The organism is Shewanella sp. SG41-3 (assembly GCF_014164545.1).
Classification (GTDB): Bacteria; Pseudomonadota; Gammaproteobacteria; order Enterobacterales; family Shewanellaceae; genus Shewanella; species Shewanella vesiculosa.
In genome coordinates this window covers 11,969-32,989 of the sequence record NZ_JACJFJ010000002.1, presented here as the reverse complement: position 1 = coordinate 32,989, position 21,021 = coordinate 11,969, and the positions used below count along the sequence as shown (strand labels likewise).

At 42.4% G+C, this 21,021-nt stretch carries 22 protein-coding genes; 15 read left to right on the top strand and 7 right to left on the bottom strand.

The annotated features are described in order from the left end of the window. Nucleotides 1-12 precede the first annotated feature (12 nt). The 6 genes from ispG (at nucleotide 13) to H5164_RS03430 (ending at nucleotide 6,284) form a co-directional block, all read left to right on the top strand. A complete protein-coding gene (gene ispG, locus H5164_RS03455; RefSeq protein ID WP_124016849.1) occupies nucleotides 13-1,128 on the top strand; it encodes a flavodoxin-dependent (E)-4-hydroxy-3-methylbut-2-enyl-diphosphate synthase in 1,116 nt (371 codons plus the stop codon). 96 nt (nucleotides 1,129-1,224) lie between these two features. After that, complete coding sequence (hisS, locus tag H5164_RS03450; RefSeq protein WP_124016850.1) at nucleotides 1,225-2,499, top strand: histidine--tRNA ligase; 1,275 nt, start codon at nucleotides 1,225-1,227, stop codon at nucleotides 2,497-2,499. 26 nt (nucleotides 2,500-2,525) lie between these two features. Further along, nucleotides 2,526-3,146: a tetratricopeptide repeat protein gene (locus H5164_RS03445; RefSeq protein ID WP_124016851.1), complete on the top strand. Its 621-nt coding sequence runs from the start codon at nucleotides 2,526-2,528 to the stop codon at nucleotides 3,144-3,146. Between the two features lie 12 nt (nucleotides 3,147-3,158). Further along, nucleotides 3,159-4,394, top strand: a complete 1,236-nt coding sequence (gene bamB / locus H5164_RS03440) for an outer membrane protein assembly factor BamB (RefSeq protein WP_124016852.1) — start codon at nucleotides 3,159-3,161, stop codon at nucleotides 4,392-4,394. Nucleotides 4,395-4,497: 103 nt separating this feature from the next. Further along, entirely contained in the window at nucleotides 4,498-5,964 is a 1,467-nt protein-coding gene (gene der, locus H5164_RS03435) for a ribosome biogenesis GTPase Der (RefSeq protein WP_011636594.1), read from the top strand. A gap of 110 nt (nucleotides 5,965-6,074) precedes the next feature. Further along, nucleotides 6,075-6,284, top strand: a complete 210-nt coding sequence (locus H5164_RS03430; RefSeq protein WP_182754816.1) for a DUF3565 domain-containing protein — start codon at nucleotides 6,075-6,077, stop codon at nucleotides 6,282-6,284. Nucleotides 6,285-6,300: 16 nt separating this feature from the next. Here H5164_RS03430 and H5164_RS03425 read toward each other — a convergent pair whose 3' ends face one another. Then, nucleotides 6,301-6,702 (bottom strand): hypothetical protein, encoded by a 402-nt coding sequence (locus H5164_RS03425; RefSeq protein WP_182754814.1) that lies wholly within the window; start codon nucleotides 6,700-6,702, stop codon nucleotides 6,301-6,303. A 135-nt stretch (nucleotides 6,703-6,837) separates the two neighbouring features. Between H5164_RS03425 and H5164_RS03420 the strand changes: the two genes are divergently transcribed. From H5164_RS03420 to H5164_RS03390, 7 genes are all read left to right on the top strand, one after another. Next, nucleotides 6,838-7,404, top strand: a complete 567-nt coding sequence (locus H5164_RS03420; RefSeq protein WP_182697966.1) for a cytochrome b/b6 domain-containing protein — start codon at nucleotides 6,838-6,840, stop codon at nucleotides 7,402-7,404. 131 nt (nucleotides 7,405-7,535) lie between these two features. Further along, nucleotides 7,536-8,045, top strand: a complete 510-nt coding sequence (locus H5164_RS03415) for a TlpA disulfide reductase family protein (RefSeq protein WP_220492655.1) — start codon at nucleotides 7,536-7,538, stop codon at nucleotides 8,043-8,045. A 4-nt stretch (nucleotides 8,046-8,049) separates the two neighbouring features. Further along, nucleotides 8,050-8,289 (top strand): DUF4266 domain-containing protein, encoded by a 240-nt coding sequence (locus H5164_RS03410; protein WP_124016856.1) that lies wholly within the window; start codon nucleotides 8,050-8,052, stop codon nucleotides 8,287-8,289. Then, nucleotides 8,280-9,578, top strand: coding sequence for a DUF3570 domain-containing protein (locus tag H5164_RS03405; RefSeq protein WP_182754812.1), 1,299 nt, complete (start codon nucleotides 8,280-8,282; stop codon nucleotides 9,576-9,578). The genes H5164_RS03410 and H5164_RS03405 overlap by 10 nt, the downstream gene beginning before the upstream one ends. Nucleotides 9,579-9,655: 77 nt before the next feature. After that, a complete protein-coding gene (locus H5164_RS03400) occupies nucleotides 9,656-10,534 on the top strand; it encodes an FAD:protein FMN transferase (RefSeq protein WP_182755237.1) in 879 nt (292 codons plus the stop codon). A 6-nt stretch (nucleotides 10,535-10,540) separates the two neighbouring features. After that, entirely contained in the window at nucleotides 10,541-11,200 is a 660-nt protein-coding gene (locus tag H5164_RS03395; protein ID WP_124016858.1) for a response regulator transcription factor, read from the top strand. 78 nt (nucleotides 11,201-11,278) lie between these two features. Then, nucleotides 11,279-12,676: an ATP-binding protein gene (locus H5164_RS03390; protein WP_124016859.1), complete on the top strand. Its 1,398-nt coding sequence runs from the start codon at nucleotides 11,279-11,281 to the stop codon at nucleotides 12,674-12,676. 92 nt (nucleotides 12,677-12,768) lie between these two features. Here the strand turns inward: H5164_RS03390 and H5164_RS03385 are convergent, their stop codons facing one another. The 4 genes from H5164_RS03385 to H5164_RS03370 form a co-directional block, all read right to left on the bottom strand. Continuing rightward, nucleotides 12,769-14,268: a DUF3300 domain-containing protein gene (locus H5164_RS03385; protein ID WP_259396731.1), complete on the bottom strand. Its 1,500-nt coding sequence runs from the start codon at nucleotides 14,266-14,268 to the stop codon at nucleotides 12,769-12,771. 142 nt (nucleotides 14,269-14,410) lie between these two features. Next, on the bottom strand, nucleotides 14,411-15,739 hold the full coding sequence (locus tag H5164_RS03380; protein WP_182754810.1) for an ATP-binding protein: 1,329 nt from the start codon (nucleotides 15,737-15,739) through the stop codon (nucleotides 14,411-14,413). Then, complete coding sequence (locus H5164_RS03375; protein ID WP_182754808.1) at nucleotides 15,732-16,415, bottom strand: response regulator transcription factor; 684 nt, start codon at nucleotides 16,413-16,415, stop codon at nucleotides 15,732-15,734. Before H5164_RS03375 ends, H5164_RS03380 begins: the two co-directional genes overlap by 8 nt. Nucleotides 16,416-16,418: 3 nt before the next feature. Then, nucleotides 16,419-16,766, bottom strand: coding sequence for a PepSY domain-containing protein (locus H5164_RS03370; RefSeq protein ID WP_235781925.1), 348 nt, complete (start codon nucleotides 16,764-16,766; stop codon nucleotides 16,419-16,421). A gap of 293 nt (nucleotides 16,767-17,059) precedes the next feature. Between H5164_RS03370 and H5164_RS03365 the strand changes: the two genes are divergently transcribed. Both H5164_RS03365 and H5164_RS03360 read left to right on the top strand, forming a co-directional pair. Then, entirely contained in the window at nucleotides 17,060-17,941 is an 882-nt protein-coding gene (locus H5164_RS03365; protein ID WP_259396729.1) for a choice-of-anchor H family protein, read from the top strand. A 106-nt stretch (nucleotides 17,942-18,047) separates the two neighbouring features. Continuing rightward, complete coding sequence (locus tag H5164_RS03360; RefSeq protein WP_182721998.1) at nucleotides 18,048-18,725, top strand: OmpA family protein; 678 nt, start codon at nucleotides 18,048-18,050, stop codon at nucleotides 18,723-18,725. A 66-nt stretch (nucleotides 18,726-18,791) separates the two neighbouring features. Here the strand turns inward: H5164_RS03360 and H5164_RS03355 are convergent, their stop codons facing one another. Together H5164_RS03355 and xseA are read right to left on the bottom strand one after the other, a co-directional pair. Continuing rightward, nucleotides 18,792-19,529, bottom strand: a complete 738-nt coding sequence (locus H5164_RS03355; protein ID WP_182754804.1) for a hypothetical protein — start codon at nucleotides 19,527-19,529, stop codon at nucleotides 18,792-18,794. 42 nt (nucleotides 19,530-19,571) lie between these two features. Beyond that, nucleotides 19,572-20,912 carry an exodeoxyribonuclease VII large subunit gene (xseA, locus tag H5164_RS03350; RefSeq protein ID WP_182697971.1) on the bottom strand — a complete coding sequence of 447 codons (1,341 nt, stop codon included), beginning with the start codon at nucleotides 20,910-20,912 and terminating at the stop codon, nucleotides 19,572-19,574. Nucleotides 20,913-21,021: the final 109 nt, after the last annotated feature.

Genomic DNA, 21,021 nt, shown 5'->3' with positions numbered 1-21,021 from the left:
GAGTACATTTACATGTATAACGAATCCCCAATTATTCGCAGACCATCGACACGTATATATGTGGGCAATGTGCCTATTGGCGATGGTGCACCGATTGCTGTCCAGTCGATGACCAATACCAATACTAATGATGTTGAGGCCACAGTTGCACAAATTCGTGCGTTGGAAAAAGTGGGCGCTGATTTAGTGCGTGTTTCTGTGCCAACGATGGATGCAGCTGAAGCGTTTAAAATCATTAAACAGTCAGTGAATGTGCCTTTAATTGCCGATATTCATTTTGATTATCGTATTGCACTTAAAGTGGCTGAATACGGTGCAGATTGCCTGCGTATAAATCCTGGTAATATTGGTAATGAAGAGCGTATTCGCAGCGTTGTTGAATGTGCACGCGATAAAAATATTCCAATCCGTATCGGAGTCAATGGTGGTTCGCTTGAAAAAGACTTAATGGATAAGTATCGCGAGCCAACTCCGGAGGCATTGTTTGAGTCGGCAATGCGTCATGTGGATATTTTGGACCGTTTGAACTTTGATCAATTTAAAGTCAGTGTAAAAGCCTCTGATGTATTTCTTGCTGTCGCATCTTATCGTTTACTCGCTAAACAAATACGTCAACCTCTGCATTTGGGGATTACTGAAGCAGGCGGTATGCGTGCCGGTTCAGTTAAATCAGCTGTGGGTTTAGGCATGTTATTAGCTGAGGGTATTGGTGATACTTTACGTATTTCCTTAGCAGCCGATCCCGTTGAAGAAATCAAAGTGGGCTTTGATATTTTAAAGTCTTTGCGCATTCGTAGCCGTGGAATTAATTTTATTGCTTGTCCTTCTTGTTCGCGCCAAGAATTTGATGTGATTAGCACAGTCAATGAACTTGAACGTCGTCTTGAAGACATTACCACCGCAATGGATGTGTCCATTATAGGTTGTGTGGTTAATGGTCCAGGCGAGGCATTAGTGTCTGATATTGGTTTAACGGGTGGCCATGCTAAAAGCGGTTATTATGATGGCGGAGTGCGTCAAAAAGAACGCTTTGATAATAACAATATCGTCGATGGTTTAGAAGCTAAGATCCGTGCAAAAGCAAGCATGATGGCCAACCGTATCGCGATAACCGATAAAACCGAATAATCTTAATCCTGTGCATGACAACCTAAAGTTGCCGATGCAGAGGGTGTATTTACATTTTATTAGCGCAAGCTAATTCAATAAGTGGACAAGTTAACAGTGGCAAAGCAAATCCAAGCTATTCGCGGAATGAATGATATTCTGCCTACCCAAAGTCCTATATGGCAAAAACTCGAAGCAGTATTGCGTTCATCTGTTAGTGCATTCGGTTATAGCGAAATTCGCACTCCTATCGTAGAAAGTACCGACCTTTTCAAGCGCTCTATTGGTGAAGTGACCGATATTGTTGAAAAAGAAATGTATACCTTTGAAGATCGTAATAGTGACAGCTTAACCTTACGTCCTGAAGGTACCGCTTCAACTGTTCGTGCGGGTAACGAACATGGTCTGCTTTACAACCAAGAACAACGTTTATGGTATATGGGACCTATGTTCCGTCATGAGCGTCCGCAAAAAGGTCGTTATCGTCAGTTCCACCAGTTCGGTGTTGAAGTGTATGGCATTGGTAGCGCCGATATTGATGCTGAAGTATTGATGTTATCAGCCCGTTTATGGGACTTGCTAGGGATTAAAGAGCACGTTGCACTTGAGCTAAATACCTTAGGCGATCCCGCTGAACGTGCGGCCTATCGCGATGCGTTGATTGCTTTTTTAGAGCAGCATAAAGACATTCTCGATGAAGATAGTAAACGTCGGATGTATTCAAATCCATTGCGTGTACTGGACACTAAAGATCAGCAAGTGCAGGCTATTTTAGCTGACGCACCAGCATTAATGGATTACTTGGGTGAAGAAACTAAGACACATTTTTCAACTTTATGTGAACTCTTAGACGCTGTTGGCATCCAATACACCATCAATCCACGTTTAGTACGTGGTTTAGATTATTATAACCGCACCGTATTCGAATGGGTTACCACCAGTTTGGGCTCTCAAGGTACAGTGTTGGCGGGTGGTCGCTATGATGGTTTAGTCGGTCAACTGGGGGGGAAAGATACTCCAGCCGTTGGTTTTGCAATGGGCCTTGAGCGCATTGTACTATTACTTGAAACGCTTGAGTTAACCAGTGATATTGCCCCTGAAGTAGACATCTATGTTACTGCTATGGGTGATAATTGTGTGGTTGAAGCCATTAAAGTGGCTCAAGAGTTGCGTCAACAGTTACCAACGCTTAAAGTCATGAGTCATTGCGGTGGTGGTAACTTTAAAAAGCAAATGAAGCGTGCCGATAAAAGCGGTGCTCAATTTGCGTTGATCATTGGCGAAAATGAAGTAGCGAATAATCAAGTGGCTATCAAGCCGTTAAGAACAAAAGACGAACAACAATTGGTTACGCGTAGTGAACTCGTAACTAAAATTGCAGAACTGATTTAAGAATTGATTTCAAAGGGGAAGTGCAAGTGGAAATTTATAGCACAGAAGAACAACAAGTAGATGCTATCAAGCAGTTCTGGAAAGATTATGGTACCTCGATTGTCGTGGGTGCCGTGGTAGGCCTTGGTGGTCTATATGGTTGGAATACTTATTCTGATATGAAAGTGACGGCAGCCGAAAAAGCTTCCGAATCGTTTCAGTCTATCGTGACACAGTCAGCTAACCCTGCAGCGTTATTGGTTCAGGCAGAAAGCTTTACATCAGAACATGATCAGCAAGGTTATCAGGCATTACTCGAGTTGATGGTCGCTAAATCAGCGGTTGAAGCGGGTGATTTAGCAAAAGCTGAAGCCTCATTTACCAAAGTAATTGCCGCAGAGCCAGGTTCAGGTTTAGGCATGGTGGCCATGATACGTCTAGCGCGTATTCAAGCTGAGCAAAATAATCTTGGTATGGCATTAGCCACACTAGAACAAGTGACTGATAAAGCATTTGCTTCGCAACGTGAAGAATTAAAAGGTGACTTTTTAGTGCGTCAAGGTGATTTGGATAAAGCCAAATTAGCTTATCAAGCAGCCGTGGATAATGGTGGTGCGATAGCCAGTCCTGCGCTAACCATGAAGTTAGACAATCTAAATAAGGCATAAGGAATTTAGCCAATGAAGTCTTGGTGTAAAAATCTACTTGCCGTCGGGTTAAGTGTTGCTCTTATGTCTGCTTGTTCTTCAAGTGATGTTGAAGAAGAGCCTGTGAGTGAATTAGTTGATATACAAGCAACTGTATTTCCTGAAGTGACTTGGGATACCAGTGTTGGCGATGGTGTAGGTGATTATTACTCGCAACTTCGTCCAGCGGTTCGTTATGGCAAATTATTTGTCGCCGATCGCAGCGGTGTTGTGGTTGCGTTTGATGAAACCAGCGGCAAGGAGCTATGGAAACAAGACTTTAATGATGTCTTTGAAGATAAGCTTGAAATTAAAACCAAAGGAATTCGTTTAGCTGCCGGCGTTACTGCGGCACGTAACAAAGTCTTTGTTGGTGGTGAAACTGGCTTATTAGTTGCGCTAGATGAGGCTACGGGTGACGTAGTGTGGTCTGCTCAAGCTAATGGTGAGTTATTATCGGCACCGACAGTGGCAGAAGATGTTGTTGCAGTAAATACCAGTAAAGGTGCATTTGAAGCATTTAATATCGATAACGGTGAAAAGTTATGGACCTATGAAATGCAGCTGCCAAACCTTACCTTACGAGGTACAGGTTCAGCCGCTTATGAAGCGGGCGGTTTCTTTTTAGGCACAGCAGATGGCAAAGTCGCTGTTGTGGTCAAAAGTAATGGCCAACAAGCATGGGAACAAGCGGTATTTACCCCAACGGGTTCCAATGAGTTTACCCGGATGGCCGATATTGATATGACGCCATTAATTTTGGGCGAAAATATTTATGTTGCGAGTTACAACGGCAATCTCGTGTCTATGGAGCTTCGCAGCGGACGGATTGTTTGGTCACGTAAATATTCAAGCTTTAATGATTTAGCTGCTGCAGGTATTGGCCTGTACTTAGTTGATGATCATAGCCGTATTTATTCGGTTGATCGTCGCAATGGTCTTGAATTATGGAGTAATTCGGTTCTTAAAAACCGTGAATTAACCGCTCCAGCCGTGATAGACAATTACATTGTTGTCGGTGACTTTGAAGGTTACTTGCACTTTATTGACCGTAATAGCGGTGACATTGTTGGCCGCATTGAAGTTGATAGTGATGGATTATATGCCCAACCTTTAGTGGTGGGTGACAACATTTATGTTCAAGGCCGAAGTGGTAAAGTTGCTATTGTTTCCTTGAACAAGCAAGAGCAAATGAATGCTGAGGAAGATACCAAAACTGATGCGGAATAAGTCGTAGCATTATTTTTGCGTTAATTAAGGTATAATATCCTTACTAGAGCCCCTGGAAGCGTTCCGGGGGCTTTTTATTGAAAAGTTTTTTAGAGGCAAAATCATGATCCCTGTAGTGGCCCTTGTAGGGCGACCGAATGTCGGCAAATCGACATTATTTAACCGTCTTACTCGTACTCGTGATGCGTTAGTCGCTGATTTCCCAGGTTTAACACGTGACCGTAAATACGGCCGCGCATTTTTAGCTGGCTACGAGTTTATCGTTGTTGATACTGGCGGTATTGATGGCAGCGAAGAAGGGATCGAAACTAAAATGGCTGAACAGTCATTGGCCGCGATTGAAGAAGCGGATGTCGTATTATTTATGACTGACGCTCGTGCGGGTATGACAGCTGCTGATTTAGCGATTGCTCAGCATTTACGTAGCCGTGATAAAGTCACTTTTGTGGTTGCTAACAAAGTCGACGGTATTGATGCCGATTCAGCTTGTGGTGAGTTTTGGTCTTTAGGTCTAGGTGAAGTATACCAAATGGCTGCCGCGCAAGGCCGTGGTGTGACCAACATGATTGATTACGCCCTAACGCCTTATGCTGAAGCTATGGGTATCGTTCGCGAACTCGACGAAGAAGGCGAGCAAGTTGAACGTGAATATACTGAAGAAGAAGCTGAAGCAGAACAAGAACGCCTGCAAAACTTACCGATTAAGCTCGCCATTATTGGTAAGCCTAACGTGGGTAAATCAACACTGATTAACCGTATCCTCGGCGAAGAACGTGTGGTGGTTTATGACGAACCTGGTACTACTCGTGACAGTATTTATATTCCAATGTCACGTGAAGGTAGAGAGTACGTATTAATTGATACTGCTGGCGTTCGTCGTCGCAGTAAAGTGAATGAAGTTATCGAGAAATTCTCGGTGATTAAAACCTTAAAAGCAGTTGAAGATGCTAACGTAGTATTATTGGTTATCGATGCGCGCGAAGGTATTGCAGAGCAAGATCTTGGTTTATTAGGTTTTACCTTAAACGCTGGTCGTGCATTGGTTATTGCGATAAACAAGTGGGACGGTATTGATCAAAAAGTCAAAGACCGTGTTAAAAGCGAACTTGATCGCCGTTTAGGCTTTATCGATTTCGCCCGTATTCACTTTATTTCAGCATTACATGGTACTGGCGTTGGCCATTTATATGAGTCAATTGAAGAAGCCTACGACAGTGCTACACGTCGTGTGAGTACTTCAATGCTGACTCGCGTTATGCAGATGTCGCAAGATGATCACCAACCACCATTGGTTAATGGTCGTCGTGTGAAACTGAAATATGCTCACGCTGGCGGTTATAACCCACCAATCGTGGTTATTCATGGTAACCAAGTTAAGAAGTTACCTGATTCGTATAAGCGCTATATGATGAACTACTTCCGTCGTTCATTGAAAGTAGTTGGTACGCCAATTCAGTTACGTTTCCACGAAGGTGCTAACCCGTTTGAAGGTAGAACTGAAAAGTTAACCGTGGGTCAAGAGCGTCGTCGTAAGCGTGCAATGAGCCATATTCGCGATCGTACTAAGTAACCTCGTATTGACTTAAGTTATTTATCGCTCAAAAAGCCTGACTTGTTCAGGCTTTTTTGTCGGTGTTAACCGTGCTATTGGCATTGCTATTAAAGATTGGGTGAACGAGGATGCAGCAAAAAATTATCGGTTATCACCTGGATGAAGAGCAGCATTGGGTGGCAGAATTAGGCTGTGGCCATTTTCAACATGTACGCCATAATCCACCTTGGACTGTTCGCCCCTGGGTGACGACGGTAGAAGGTCGACAACAACAATTAGGCATGATCCTTATTTGTAAAAAATGCGATGTCGCGGCAGCGGCAGATAAGCTCGATTAAATTGAGTTTGCCTATCTTAAGACGTTAACTCACTGGCGGTTCGACACCACCATAAGTAAGCGGCGATGTAAGTACATATAATAGTGTCCATTACCATTGATGACCAAAATCCATCGACAAAAGGTTGATTGGCATTGCTCAATACTAAGCTAATAAAAAACAGCTTTTCAATTAGCGCAATGCAAAATACTGGTTTGACCCAATCTGAGCGAAACATTGCAATAAAAAAACTGCATCCCACCATTAATACCATAAAGCCCCAATGCTGAATGAAAATTGTATCACTGGCAAAGAAGGGCAGTTGGTTTAGGTTTTCCAGCGCCCATTGGGGAAACAAAGTATACAGTCCACCTAATGAAGTCCCTAGACCGGCTAGAAATAACACTATTTGGCGATATTTAATCAAAATAGTTGTCACGTGTGACCTCTTTCAATGTTTTATGCTGTCATAATGTCATGTTTTAGAATATTTTTCGATTATTGTTATTCATAAGTAATTGTTAAGATTTCGGCGTAATAATAGCCGCATTATCGCAATCCTATCGAGGTTTATATGCAAACACAGACTAATTTCCCACTGCTTCATCGTCTCATTCACTGGGGGCTCGCGTTGACTATGATGGTCATGCTATTAACAGTTTTATTGCGACTTGGCTGGATGGAGAAAAACCATATGGCCGCGATTATTCATCAAGGTTTAGCCAAAATTGATGTCATCATTACTGATAAGCAAGCGGTGAGCATTGCAAGAAGTATTCGTGGTGTTATGTTTCAGTGGCATATTTATTTCGGCTATGCGGTCAGTGTATTTGTGTTGGCGCGTTTTATCTATATGGCTAAATTTGGTCTGCATTACACATCACCTTTTTCGCGCCAAGCAACCACTAAACAAAAGTTTCAAGCGTGGGTCTATTGGCTATTTTATGCGGGTGTCGCCTTGTCAGTTATAACCGGTTTGTTGCTTAAATTTGGCCCAGAATCAATAGAAGGACAGGCTGAAACAATACATGTACTGGCACTTTGGTATTTCATTCCTTTTATCAGTTTACATTTAGCGGGTATTTTAGTGGCTGAATCGGGTCATGAGAAAGGTTTAGTGTCGAAGATGATTGGTGGTTAACCTTAACAATTGTGTGGTCGAGGCAGCATTTGCCTTGGCCAGCTTTTTAAATTGTTCGATCTGTTTACTTAAGTAAACCTTAAGCTTGGTAACTTACTTTGTCCTATATTCAGTCAGTAGGCAAAAATATGATGTCAAAAAAGTTATTTTCACGCTTAAGTAAATTTAACATTGCCGCGTTAAGTTTGGCGTTAAGCCTTGGAGTCAGTGTTACTGCTTATGCTGCTCCGTCATTAGATAATAAAGTGATGGATCTGCAAGGGCAGTCTGTCAGTTTGCAACAATTTGCCGGTAAGGTCGTTTATGTCGACTTTTGGGCTTCATGGTGTGGCCCATGTCGCAAATCATTCCCTTGGATGAATGCCATGCAAGCTAAATATCAACAGCAAGGTCTCGAGGTTGTAGCGATTAACCTTGATGTTGACACAGCATTAGCGCATGAGTTTCTGAGTAAGCTACCGGGAAAATTTAATCTTCGCTTTGACCCTGAGGGCGATATAGCTCGAGCCTTTGAGTTACAAGGAATGCCAAGTAGTTTTATGTTTAACCGTAAAGGTCAACTGGTACAAACTCACATGGGATTTTTTACCGAAAATACCCCCGCCTACGAGCAAGAAATCCAAATGTTGTTACAGGAGTAAACTCATGACGAAAGCGTTTTATCAACCCTTAGCCAAGGCGGCAGTGGCGTTAGCCATTGTCAGTAGTTTGGCTGGATGTTCAAGCCTAGGTGTACAACCTTGGGAAAAAGATCAATTAGCCAGAGCTGACATGGCCTTAAACAGCGAAAAACTCGATCTTGCCTTAGATGACCATATTTATTTCAGTAAAGAAGGCACCAGCGGTGGGCGTTCATTAGCGGGTGGAGGTTGTGGATGCAACTAACATCTAAGCAAAATATTGCCAGTGCATTGGCGTTAGCAAGCTGCAGTCTACTGAATCAACAGGTGAGTGCTGCTGAAGCTACTCCTGCAAATGATGATTGGAAAGTCGATGCTGCCATTATGTATTATGGTGAGCAAGACCGTGTGCAAGCTGCAGAAGCCATTGGTAATGTGCAAAAAGCCTTTGGCGAAACTTCACTCCTAGACATGAAAATTGTAGTCGACAGCTTAACAGGCGCATCGGCTTCTGGTGCGGTTGCCCAAGATGAAAGCCAAACCTTTACCCGTCCTTCAGGCGACGGCCAATATACAGTTAGCTCAGGTGAGACGCCGCTTGACGATACCTTTCACGATACCCGGGTACAGCTAAGCGCTAATTGGCAAGAAGTGCTTAACCAAGATTGGACTGGTAATGTCGGTGTGTACGGCTCTAAAGAGTTCGATTACCTCTCTATGGGGATTAATGCGGGCCTTGAGCGCAGCTTCAATAAAAACAACACGACGGTGTCGTTGTCTGGGGCGTTCAGTAATGATGTGGTTGACCCTGTTGGCGGTCGCCCAGTAGCCATGTCACAAATGGTGTTTCGGGGTAATTATGCCAGTGATGCCGATTATCAAGCCGCATTTGATCAAACTCGTTTAGCGGGTGATGATACTAAGCAAACGAGCGATATTATGTTCGGTGTCACTCAGATTATTAATCGTAATTGGTTAATGCAGGCTAACTATGGTTTATCCAGTGTGTCTGGTTACATGACTGACCCGTATAAAATTCTTAGTGAAGTTGATGCTAATGGTCAAACACAAGCTTACCGTTATGAAAATCGTCCTGACTCACGCTTGAAACACAGTGTATTTTTACTTACCAAAGGTGCTTTAGATTCTGGTGTAGTCGATTTTTCATATCGTTACAGCACTGACGATTGGGATATTCAATCACATACGTTAGAAACCCATTATCGCTATTACTTTAGCCCAAGCATCTACGGACAATTACATTTACGTTATTACCAACAGCAGGCTGCTGAGTTTTATCGACCATTCTTAATGAGTGGCGATGCCATACCTGAGTATTCCAGCGCAGATTATCGTATTGGTGATATGACGGCATATACCATTGGGCTTAAATTTGGTCAGCGTTTATCCGGTGGACATGAGTTAAGTTATCGTATTGAGTATTATCAGCAAAATCCTGAAAATAATGGTACGCAATTACCGGGGCAGTTACAGAACTATGATTTATTCCCAGCAGTGAAGGCAATTGTAGCTCAAGTGAGTTATTCGTTTTAAGATGGATGTTATATCCATAAAACGAGTCACTTTACGTGCATAAACGGCTAACTACAGTGTTAAAAGCCCCAGAGGCGATGAGCTTACAGACTCGTCCTTGGGGCTTTTTAGGTTCATTTAACGCTATGGCAAGCCCATGCGAATTGTTAATGGCGGTGAATGACGAACATGTAGCTCGGCAAATGCTCAATATTGCTTATGATGAAGCTAAGCGTATAGAACATAAGTTTAGTCGTTTTATTGAAGGTAATGTGGTGTGGCAGTTAAATCATGCTCAAGGTGACACAACAGTTATTGATGCCGAAACCCTTCATTTATTTACCTTTGCTAAACAATGTTTTCAATTAAGCGAGGCAGCATTTGATATCAGCGCTTGCCCATTAATGGCCCTATGGCGTTTTGATGGCAGCCATTGTGTACCGCTACAAACTGAGATTGATAAAGCCTTAGATCAAGTTGGTTTTGAACGTATTACATTGACTAACACTAGTGTTCATATGCCGGCTGGCATGAGTGTCGATTTTGGCGGTATCGGTAAAGAATATGCCGTTGATCGCACCGCAAATATATTGGCTCAACGTTGGCCTGATACCTCGGTATTAGTTAATTTTGGTGGTGATATTGCTTGTCCTGTCTCCAAAGCGGATGGCTGGCAGGTGGGGATTGAAAACCCGCAGAAGCTTGATAACGCTGCAGCACTATTAACTATCCGTCAGGGTGCTCTCGCGACCAGCGGCAATACTCGACGTTATATAGAAGTGAACGGGAAGCGTTATGGGCATATTATTAATCCTCAAAATGGTTATCCGATAGAACAGGCGCCATTATCGGTTACTGTACTCGCGCCAAATTGTGTTATGGCGGGAATGTTAGCCACGATGTCGATGTTAAAAGGGCCAGATGCTGAAGCGTTTTTACAGCAGCAAGGTGTCGATTTTAAGGTATTTAGGGGATAAGTCATCATGCGCGTGTTACTGGTTGAAGACAATAAACTACTCGCCCAAGGCGTGATGCTGAGTTTGGCCAAAGAAGGTATCCAGGTTGATCATCTGCCGTCCTATAAGCAGGCGGAGGTAGCTCTGAATAATGAAGATTTTAGCGCGATTATTCTCGATTTGGGGTTGCCTGATGGCAATGGCGCTGACTTACTAAAACTGTGGCGTCGTAACGGTATCTCGTTACCGATTATAGTACTCACTGCAAATACTGATTTTGATACACGTTTGATGTGTTTAGATATTGGCGCAGACGATTATTTAAGTAAACCTTTTGATGTCAGAGAGCTTATTGCAAGATTACGCGCTATTATTCGACGCCAGCATGGTCTAGACAATAATCAATTTAGTTATGGCGCGCTTAATATTGATTTTGCCCGCTGTGAAGTACATTTTCGCGGCGTGTTAGTGTCACTCTCTCGGCGCGAGTATCAATTATTGCTCGAGTTTGCTCAATCTGCTGGACGGGTATTAACCCGTAATCAACTTGAACAATTAACTTATGGTTGGGATGAAGTCGGCAGTAATTCGATCGAGGTGCATATTCATCACCTACGCAAAAAAACTGCCACCGAATTAATCAAAACTGTACGTGGTATAGGCTACATTTTAACGGAAACGGTATAATCTTTTTCGTGACAAGTCATCAGTAAACAGCATAACACCTAAATCGCGCTATGATGCTATTCAATACCATAGGACATTATGTTTTCATTACGATTATTATTAAGTTTGCTCATGCTGGTGGGGATTGTCCTCACCGTGACGTTTTCGAGCATCTTGAGCACCCGTGATGCGACGCATGAAGTTGAAGAGTTATTTGATGCACAGATGATCCAAACTTCGAAAATGCTAGAAAAGTTTTATGTTGATCATCTAACGCAAGCGCAATTAGCTCAGCTTGTTCTCAAGCCTATCCTGTTCCATGTTGATGATTCGAAAGTCGACACATTTGCCGAACAAGCTAACCCTATTACCTTATCTTATGAGCATAAGTTGTCATTTCAATTACTGTCTAGCACCGGGCAGTTACTGGCTTACTCTGACAGTTCTGGCGATCAACTATTAACTAATTTTACTCAAGGTTATGATACTCGTCGTATCGGTAATGATTTATGGCACGTATACAGTTTTTTTTCATTGCCGCAGCAGGTATGGATTGTTACCGCACAGCGTGATGATGTCAGACAAGAGTTAGTATCATTAATCATCAGCAATACTTGGCGCTCGCCATTGATCATTACGCCGATCATGATGTTTTTTATGTTAGCGTTAACTTACTACCTATTTAAACCGGTAAAATTATTAGAACGTCATTTAGACAATCGTCCTGCCCAAGACCTAACCCCAATCAATTTCACGTTACCAACAGAGTTAGCGTCGACACAAAAAGCACTTAACAGTTATTTGCAGCGTATTAGCGAGACGATGATCCGTGAGCGTCGTTTTAGCGCAGACGCTGCACACGAGCTGAAAACACCGTTAGCGATTATTAAGTTACATAGCGACGGCTTAAGTGATGTATTGTCCAGCCAAGCCCCTGATGTTCAACTTGCGACCTTGGCCTATATAGAAGCCATAGGTGAGGGCGTAAACCGTATTAATCATATGGTAGAGCAGTTGTTACTGTTGTCGCGGGTTGATGCGATTGAAGCGTTAAATCAAACAGATTGTAAGCTACAAGACATCATTGATAACGTGATAAATCAGTTATTACACGTGATTGCTGATTATGAATGGCATATTGATATTCCTGCGGACATGACCATTAACGCCGATGCGTTTTACCTTGAGTTAGTCCTGAAAAATATTATTGAAAATGCCTGCAAATACAGTCCTGCGGAATCATTAATTACCATTAAGGCTTCTCAGGATGATGAGTACACAATGATTTGTGTGCTTGATCAAGGTCGTGGGATGTCTGCTAAGGAGATAGCCTTAGCCAAAAATCGATTTTATCGTGTTGATGAAAATGCTTCTCAAGGAGCGGGTCTAGGTTTGTCTATTTGCCAGCACATTATTAGCTTACATCATGGGGAGTTGATCTTTAATCAAGTCGATCCTCATGGGCTTGATGTGTGTATCGTATTGCCGCGAGTTTAGTTCAATATCGTTAATTTTGATGACGTTAGTAAAAAAACAACATGGCAAACACACTTTGCTCATGTTGTTTTTTTTCGCAATCGATTAAGTGCTTACTCTCTTTCTCTTGATGGCTTTATATCCCTTGATTGGCTTGTGCGATGTGATGAATTATCACGTTGCTGATTAACCGATCGTGAAACTTGCTGAGATGTGGAGCGGGATGTATCGCGCACTTGCTGTCTCTTTGGTTCATTTGTGCGTATTTGTTTCACTTGCTGTTGTTGATTGCGCATAGTGTTAACCTGCGGTTCACGTACTTTTTCAACTCGAGTATTACGCTGAGCTTGTTGTAATTCTTGAGTGCGCGGTTTGCTTGTCATATTTGCGACCGGTTTTGCCTCATATTTAGGCCCAGTTTGGGCCACATCGCGCTGACGACTGTAGCTTGACTTCATTGGTTCGCCTTTACGATCAAATGATTTTACCTGTGCAACTGGTTGACGCTGCTGACTTAATTCGCGCTTTAGTTGGGTACTTCTGTGTTCAACAGCATCATTGCGATTGAGACTTTTAAGCGCTGATTTGTCACTATGCTTGTCCTGCTTAGCGTAATTGACTTGATTATGTTGATCGTTCACCTTGGTTGAGTAATGGCGTGGCTCATTGGCTAGCTGGCGCTTAGGTTCGCGTGAATAACTTACTTGCTGGTTACGTTTTTCATAATGGCCATTATAACGTTTGCTGATCACTTGGCTGTGGTACGCCACACCTTTGCGATGTTTAGGCTTATGTTGCCAATGTTGTGCACCATGGCTGTAACTTATTTTCCGTGGTGTGTAGTAACGGTAGTTTTGATGTACAGGTACGGCGATTACGCGGCGGTCATGCCAATGAAAACCACTAAAAAAGAAGTTAAAACTGATGTGTACGCCGGTGTCCCAGTAAATAGCGCTGTGGTTAGGGCGGTAGTGCACATAAGCTGGTGCACTCCAGTAAACGGGCGGGTAACGGTTCCAGCGCCAATCACCATAAACAATGCGACTGTCGTAATAAGGTACATAGACAATTTCAGGGCGAACCGACTCAATAATGATCCGACGCTCAACCCGCGACACTTTGACTTGCTCAAGGTCGGCTAAGTTATTGGCCTTATCGGCTTGTTGTCTCAGCGACTGAATGGTATCTAGCATGCGGCCTTCGTCTTGTAAAAAGGCATCTCCTACGCTTTGTGTCCAGGCTAAGTCATCATTTAAGCGTTGCAGTACATTGGGAAATGCCACTAGGGCTTTGACGCTTGGATCCCAGTCTTGTGACTCGACCTCTATCATGATTTGCTTAGTATCACGATCGCCTTGGTTTGATAACCAACGCTTAGCTTGAACAATTTCTAATGGATATGTTGACGCAATGAGGATGTGAGTTAATAAGCTGTCTGGATATAGCGCAATAGGCGCAAGCATTTGTGCCAACTCAGCATCACTGACCGCATCATCTGCAGCTGTGTAAGTGAGGTTATTAGTTGGCTGCGCCGCTTGCACACTTGTTAATGGCATACAAACCAGAGCTAAGGCAAGTAGCGCCTTAGCGGGTGCGTGAATGGCTTTTTTCATGTTATCTCCAGTGTCATTTATGACTGTTAATCCAATCATAACGAGTCGAAGATGAACATAAGCTGAAGGCTAATCGAGAGAGTTAAACTATATAGTCAGGTTTAGCTTGAAATGAGTTATCTATTCATCAGATTATTAGACACTAATGCGTAAATTCAAATTCAAATTTGGCGCCGCCCAATGAGGTCGATTGACTTACGGTAAGCTTACCGTGATAACTATCGACCAGGTCGCGCACAATCGCTAAGCCAATACCATGACCTTGATCGTATGTATCAGCGCGTATGCCTCGTTCGAAAATTTGCTGCTGCTTGTCTTCAGGTACTCCTGCACCGTCGTCTTCCACACTAATCAGAAGGCTATTAGGCCCTTGCTTAACCGTTAGTTTTACTTGGGCATTTGCGGCTTTACAGGCATTGTCTAACACATTGCCGAGCATTTCTGTTAAATCGGCTTCATCACCTTTGAAACGTGCATTGTGATCGCCTTGGTAATCAATGCTGAGTTGTTGCTGTTGGTATATCTTAGTTAAGGTTCTAACTAATCTCACGCTTATACTGTCAACACTGATCCCCAAATGCCACGCGCTACCCGCAGCACTTTGTGCGCGCCTAAGCTGATAGGCAATAATTTGATTTATGCGGTTAATTTGCTCGAGCGAGGCCTCGCTTAAGTTAGCTTGGGTTTGCATTACCGCCAAAGGGGTTTTTAAACTGTGGGCTAAATCGGCCAGGGCATTACGATAGCGTTTACGCTGATTTTGTTCGGTTTGTAATAAGGTGTTTAATTGCTTAGCGACTTTTTGCAGCTCAACAGGGTAGTGGGTGCTTAGCTGCATCGATGTCCCTTGCTCTACTGCACTCAGTTCTTGGCTAAATTTACCCAAGGGTTTTAGAGTCCATAATAACCAGCTCAATTGCACTATCAACAATAGGGCCGTTAAGATCAGTAACCAAGTCCATAAGGTATTAGAGAATTTTTGGATTTGTTGAAGGTATTCCTGTTTATTTTTTATAATGTGTAGCGTCATGGTAAAAGGCTGTTCGCTGGTGGCAAAACTCACGCTAAAGCTATATATCAACTGAGGTTTATCATTAATCATGATCGAGTCGAAGGTGCTTCTGCCCGTTGCTGGTTTAGGCAGATTAATGGGCGTGTTTAGGCCCAAAAATGAATTTGAGGTCCACAATAGCTGATTGTCTTTGGTGGTGATTAACGCATAAAGACCTGATCCAATCACATTAAATTGGTTTTCGAGTAAATGTGACGGCATTTGTAATTGGTTATTTTCCACTTCGGCCATGGCCAAGACCGAGTAAATATAAGCTTTTAATTGATTTTTGGCGGCGACATTCACTTGGGTCTCAAAGGCATTGTTTACTGTCATGCCAATAATCGGCAGCAACACCAATATTAACAATAAGGCGCTGACAACAATGCGAACTTTAAGCGAGTTGAGTAGATTATGCATTTGGGTCTAATTGGCGCAGACGATATCCCTGACCGCGGAGCGTTTCAATTAATTGGTACTGATTGTCAGGGTCGAGTTTTTTACGTAAACGGCGAATGAAAACCTCAATCACATTCGAGTCTAAATCAAAGTCTTGATCATAAATATGTTCAATTAAACGGCTTTTTGAATGCACTGAACCTGGATGCAACATTAGGTATTCAAACAGTTTGTATTCAGAACCACTGAGGTTAATGATTTGCTCGCCCTGTTTAATTTCTAAACTGCGAGTATTGATACTAAAGGGACCATTTTGGATAATAGGGCTTGCTTTACCTGCCGAACGGCGAATTAACGCATTAATGCGGGCAACCAGTTCTTCGAGCTGAAATGGCTTACTTAAATAATCATCGGCACCGGCATCTAATCCAACTACTTTATCTTGCCAACTGTCTCGAGCGGTTAAAATGATTATCGGGTAGCTAATGTCTTGCTGGCGTAATTGGCTGATTAATGACAAGCCATCGAGTTTTGGTAAACCGACGTCGATAATGGCGACATCGTATTGATATTCTTGAGCTTGAAATAAGCCTTCTTCGCCATCATTGGCGACATCAACAGTATATTGCGCTTCGATAAGGTGTTGTTTGATGTTCTGTTGCAAGGCTAAATCGTCTTCGACTAATAATAATCTCATGGGTTAGTTCCTTGTCACTGCGCCATTGGTGGCATCGACTAATACATAGAAAATAACCCCATCATTGGTGAGTAGTTTAATCCGATACCCAGTATGTCCATTAACGTTAGCCGATTGTACTTTTAACACTTTGCCAGAATAACGACTTTGCGCTATTTGTACCGCATGTTGAGCACTTGCCACGACGAGGTTACTGTTCTGATTATTGTTTTGGCGATTATTATTAGGGCCGGGAGAGTGGCTAGCATGGGGCGATGAATACCATGCCGCATATGACGGTACCGACGTGAGTGACAGTATCGTTAATATTAGGCCTAACATGATGGCATTTATGTTGAGCATACGCTGCATATTGTGATCCCTAATAACCTCAGTATTGCCAGTGTAAAAGATCCCTTTCTATATAGAAACATCTACTTAACCTAATCGATAAAATAGCCATAGGCACAAATAGCTGATTTGTCATCGCAGTATACGTTCTGACAGATGAACATTAGCTGAATCATTTACAGACACCTTGAAGTTTCTTGCTAGTCACGCATAAATAGATGATTGTTTTGGTTGTTATAATTAGCCTATGTTCAGCTTATGTTCATTTCCATTAGGTTTTAATGGCCTCAATATCAAGACAGCGAGGAATGAACATGAAGCATAATAAAACTAACATAGCCCAGATATCGGTAATGAATACCCAAATGAAATGGGGTTTAGGCTTATGTGTTGCCAGTGGGCTTTGGTTGAGCTCGCCTGTAGCACAAGGCGCCGAGCGTATAGCTGAACAAGGCCTAGGGACATACAGCCAAGCAAGGAGCATTAACCTTAAAACCCCAGAGTCTGATGCCGATAAGCAAGCTAGGGTGATGGTGTTACATGAACAAGCTAAGTTGCAAAACCTTGATGGCAATATCAAGGTGAAAATGACTCGCGAACAGGTGCTGGCTAAAAATAAAAAATCTGCTGCCTCAGCTGAAAACCAGCAAAAACGAGTATTAGCGCAGCAGAATCAGGTGGTTTACTACGATTTCTCCTTCTACGGTGCCAATTCATATTTACTGGAAGATTACGATTACGACGGTTTTTATCAAACCTTTAGCGTGACTTTTGATGCAGATATAAATAGCAGTGCGGGCGATATTCAGGCCGATGTGTTTGCAGAACTCTATTTGAGTCAAGATGGTGGCCCCTGGATTCATTACTACTCAACCGATGTATTCACCTTACATGCAGACTCTAGCCATGATGACTATGAAGTGCTGACGACATTGGCTAATGGCTATCAAACCGATCATTATGATGTGTTGATCGATTTATATGAGTTGGGGTATGCCGATCCTGTCGCAACGATTAGTAGCGATCAATCTAATGCACTGTATGCTCTGCCGCTTGAAAGTAGTGATCGAGATGCGGGTTATGTTGATGAGGTCTATATCGAAACGGAACATTCTGGCGGGACCTTATCTTGGTTAAGCATTGCGTTGCTTGCCGGAGTGATAGGCTTGCGTAGACGTTTCATTAAAAAAATATAACGAAAGCCTTAAGCTTTTCTGAGTTATAATAAATCTTTTTGATTTTAATTAGTTTTTATTGTGTCAGCTTTACTTATCCATGATGGATAAGTCGTTAGGAGTGAGTATGTTAGTAAAGTTAAATACATCATTGTTATGCAGTACATTAATTGGTTCGGCGCTCTTGTTGTCAGGTTGTCAATTACCTAATCCTTATACTGGCGAATCAGAAAACACTAAAGCGACTAATGGCGCTATGATTGGCGCTCTGTCTGGTGCTGCTATTGGTGTACTTTCATCAAGCAAAAGTGATCGCGGTAAAGGTGCTTTAATTGGTGCTGCATCTGGCGCTGCTGTTGGTGGTGGTATTGGTTATTACATGGATGTGCAAGAAGCTGAATTACGTAAACAGCTAAAATCAACTGGTGTGAGTGTAACTCGCAACGGTGATAACATTGTACTAAACATGCCTAATGAAGTGACCTTTGCGGTTGATCAAACTGTATTAAGTGCACGCGCTAAATCAGTATTAAACAGCGTTGTATTAGTGGCCAAAGAATATGATGACACTCGCTTGAATGTAATTGGTTATACCGACAGTTCAGGTTCAGATTCTTATAACTTACGTTTGTCACAAGTACGAGCGAGTGAAGTTGCACAATATATCACTAGCCAAAAAGTCAGTGGTTCACGTGTATCTTCTACAGGTATGGGTGAGTCAAGCCCAATTGCGAGCAACTCTACCGAGCAAGGTCGTTCGCAAAATCGTCGTGTAGAAATTGTATTAACGCCAATCGGTAAGTAAACCCGTTAGTAAGCGTTAACAAATGCCATCGTAAGATGGCATTTTTATATGTGATGCGCTACGGGTTCAGTCAACATATCCGCGGTATTGTTGCTTGAATGTACCTGGAATAAAAGCGTTATAAAGTGATTTGAATGACAATATTCCTAGACCAAATAGGATGAAAAAATATACCAATTGGCCTCTTGTGCGGAAATTTCTCACCTTTGGTGCCATATAATCATACGACAACAACATTTGTTGATTCATTTGCAGTTGATAAATCAATTCATCTTGTTGCCAAATCGATACCCGCATCCCCGATGTTAATGTCGCGGCAATTTGTTTGCATTTTGAACGGTGCAAATTTGGTGCAACAAAAGTATTGGGATAAGCCGAAATGACAATGTCATAGAAATCATTGATTTCACCGGTTTGTTGATTTTCAACAGCGTCCCTACGACATTCAATTTGATCAACTGTGATGTTATATCGATGTAGATTATCTAATGAACTCACCCAATAGTGAGGCATTACCCATGCTAATAGCGCCACATTCACCAACAAGTAAGCTCCGACAAAAGTCATACGCCAAACTATTGGTATCGTGGAAAATTCAAAAATAATTTCGCTTCTTCGCCAATAATCTCGGTCGAACTCATTTTCTTTTAATTGAGGCTTAAGATTAAAACAGCCAAGTTTTTTACGTCGAGATATTTCGTTGCATAATTGCTTATATCGTTCAGGAAAAGCTTGTTTATTAATGTTGCGCTCAACATCGAGTAACTCATCATCCTTGTATTGCCGATAATCTATCCGTTTCACGCTATGTCCTTGCGCACTATTTTTTCATCGAGATCATGTTGTTTATTTGGTAGAGATATCTGTCACGGTTGAGGTGACACTTCCTTGCTTTAGCCGAGTATGAATCACATCACCATTGCTTAACTGATTGGCATTTTCAACGACATGATCATTGGTACTTGTGATTGAATAACCCCGACTCAGTGTTGCCAGTGGGCTGACGGTATCAAGTTTATGTGCTGCTTGTGTAAGCCGTAATTCAGCTTGTTTAAAGCAGTCTTTGCTGGCGTCATTAAAACGTTCAATTAAATATCCAAGCCGCTGTTTTTCTAAGGTTAGGGTATTAATGGGTGAACGTTGTTGTAAGCGATTATGCAATTGCTGATGGCGCAATGTTAAGCGACTGAATTTATGCTGTAAGGCATTTTCTAGGCGCATTTGCATTTCATCAAAACGCTGCTCAAATTGTTGCAGTTTCCGTTGTGGCTCATGACGTTGTAGTTGATGAGATAACTGAGTTAATCGACCATACTGCTGTAATTGATAATGTTTCATACCCTGTTGCAAGCGTGATAACAGCAGGGCTAATTTTTCAGTTTTATTACCTTTGTCTTTTGATAATAACTCGGCACCAGCTGACGGGGTTGGTGCACGCACATCGGCAACATAATCACTAATAGTGGTATCAATCTCGTGGCCGACGGCACTAATAATGGGTAAGGCACTGTTATAAATAGCATGGGCTAAATGTTCGCTGTTAAAACACCATAAATCTTCCAATGATCCGCCACCACGGGTAAGCAACAGCACATCAACTTCCATGCGTTGATTGGCAGTGACAATTGCTTGGCAGATTAAGTGGCTGGCCGTTGCACCTTGAACTTGAGTTGGGTATATAACCACTTCAATAGAGGGATCTCGACGTGCTAACACATGCAAGATATCTCGCAGTGCCGCGCCTGTTGCCGAGGTGATAACCCCAATACGTTGAATGTTATTTGGAATAGGGCGTTTGGTTTCTAGTGCAAACAAACCTTCAGCAGCCAGTTTAAGCTTTAACGCTTCAAATTCTTGCGCCAGTAATCCATCACCCGCCGGGAGCATAGACTCCAGCAGTAATTGATAGTCACCACGAGGCTCATAGACACTAATGGCACCTTTAACTAAGACTTGTTGGCCATTGACGGGTTTAAAGCGCACCGATTGATTACGGCCCTTAAACATCGCGCAACGAACTTGTGAATGAGCGTCTTTTAAAGTCAGATACCAATGCCCTGAACTTGGCGATGAAAAGTTTGAAATTTCGCCATTTAGCCAAATTTTACCTATTTGACCTTCAAGAATATGCCGCACTTCGCTATTTAATTGCGAAACACTATAAACATTGTTTTTTGTGGCACTCATGAATATTCTCATTCTAACGTTAATAAAAATCTATTTTCCATTTACCAACTGCAATATGCAAGGTATAATCTCGCCGCAATATTTCACCCAAATCCTACTCAACTAGGGA

Bases quoted from the DNA above. Each gene is read 5' to 3' on its own strand.
- ispG (WP_124016849.1), top strand. From the start codon at position 13: ATGTATAACGAATCCCCAATTATTCGCAGACCATCGACACGTATATAT.
- bamB (WP_124016852.1), top strand. From the start codon at position 3,159: ATGAAGTCTTGGTGTAAAAATCTACTTGCCGTCGGGTTAAGTGTTGCT.
- der (WP_011636594.1), top strand. From the start codon at position 4,498: ATGATCCCTGTAGTGGCCCTTGTAGGGCGACCGAATGTCGGCAAATCG.
- H5164_RS03430 (WP_182754816.1), top strand. From the start codon at position 6,075: ATGCAGCAAAAAATTATCGGTTATCACCTGGATGAAGAGCAGCATTGG.
- H5164_RS03420 (WP_182697966.1), top strand. From the start codon at position 6,838: ATGCAAACACAGACTAATTTCCCACTGCTTCATCGTCTCATTCACTGG.
- H5164_RS03415 (WP_220492655.1), top strand. From the start codon at position 7,536: ATGTCAAAAAAGTTATTTTCACGCTTAAGTAAATTTAACATTGCCGCG.
- H5164_RS03410 (WP_124016856.1), top strand. From the start codon at position 8,050: ATGACGAAAGCGTTTTATCAACCCTTAGCCAAGGCGGCAGTGGCGTTA.
- H5164_RS03405 (WP_182754812.1), top strand. From the start codon at position 8,280: ATGCAACTAACATCTAAGCAAAATATTGCCAGTGCATTGGCGTTAGCA.
- H5164_RS03400 (WP_182755237.1), top strand. From the start codon at position 9,656: ATGAGCTTACAGACTCGTCCTTGGGGCTTTTTAGGTTCATTTAACGCT.
- H5164_RS03395 (WP_124016858.1), top strand. From the start codon at position 10,541: ATGCGCGTGTTACTGGTTGAAGACAATAAACTACTCGCCCAAGGCGTG.
- H5164_RS03390 (WP_124016859.1), top strand. From the start codon at position 11,279: ATGTTTTCATTACGATTATTATTAAGTTTGCTCATGCTGGTGGGGATT.
- H5164_RS03385 (WP_259396731.1), bottom strand. From the start codon at position 14,268: ATGAAAAAAGCCATTCACGCACCCGCTAAGGCGCTACTTGCCTTAGCT.
- H5164_RS03380 (WP_182754810.1), bottom strand. From the start codon at position 15,739: ATGCATAATCTACTCAACTCGCTTAAAGTTCGCATTGTTGTCAGCGCC.
- H5164_RS03375 (WP_182754808.1), bottom strand. From the start codon at position 16,415: ATGAGATTATTATTAGTCGAAGACGATTTAGCCTTGCAACAGAACATC.
- H5164_RS03370 (WP_235781925.1), bottom strand. From the start codon at position 16,766: ATGCAGCGTATGCTCAACATAAATGCCATCATGTTAGGCCTAATATTA.
- H5164_RS03365 (WP_259396729.1), top strand. From the start codon at position 17,060: ATGAAGCATAATAAAACTAACATAGCCCAGATATCGGTAATGAATACC.
- H5164_RS03360 (WP_182721998.1), top strand. From the start codon at position 18,048: ATGTTAGTAAAGTTAAATACATCATTGTTATGCAGTACATTAATTGGT.
- xseA (WP_182697971.1), bottom strand. From the start codon at position 20,912: ATGAGTGCCACAAAAAACAATGTTTATAGTGTTTCGCAATTAAATAGC.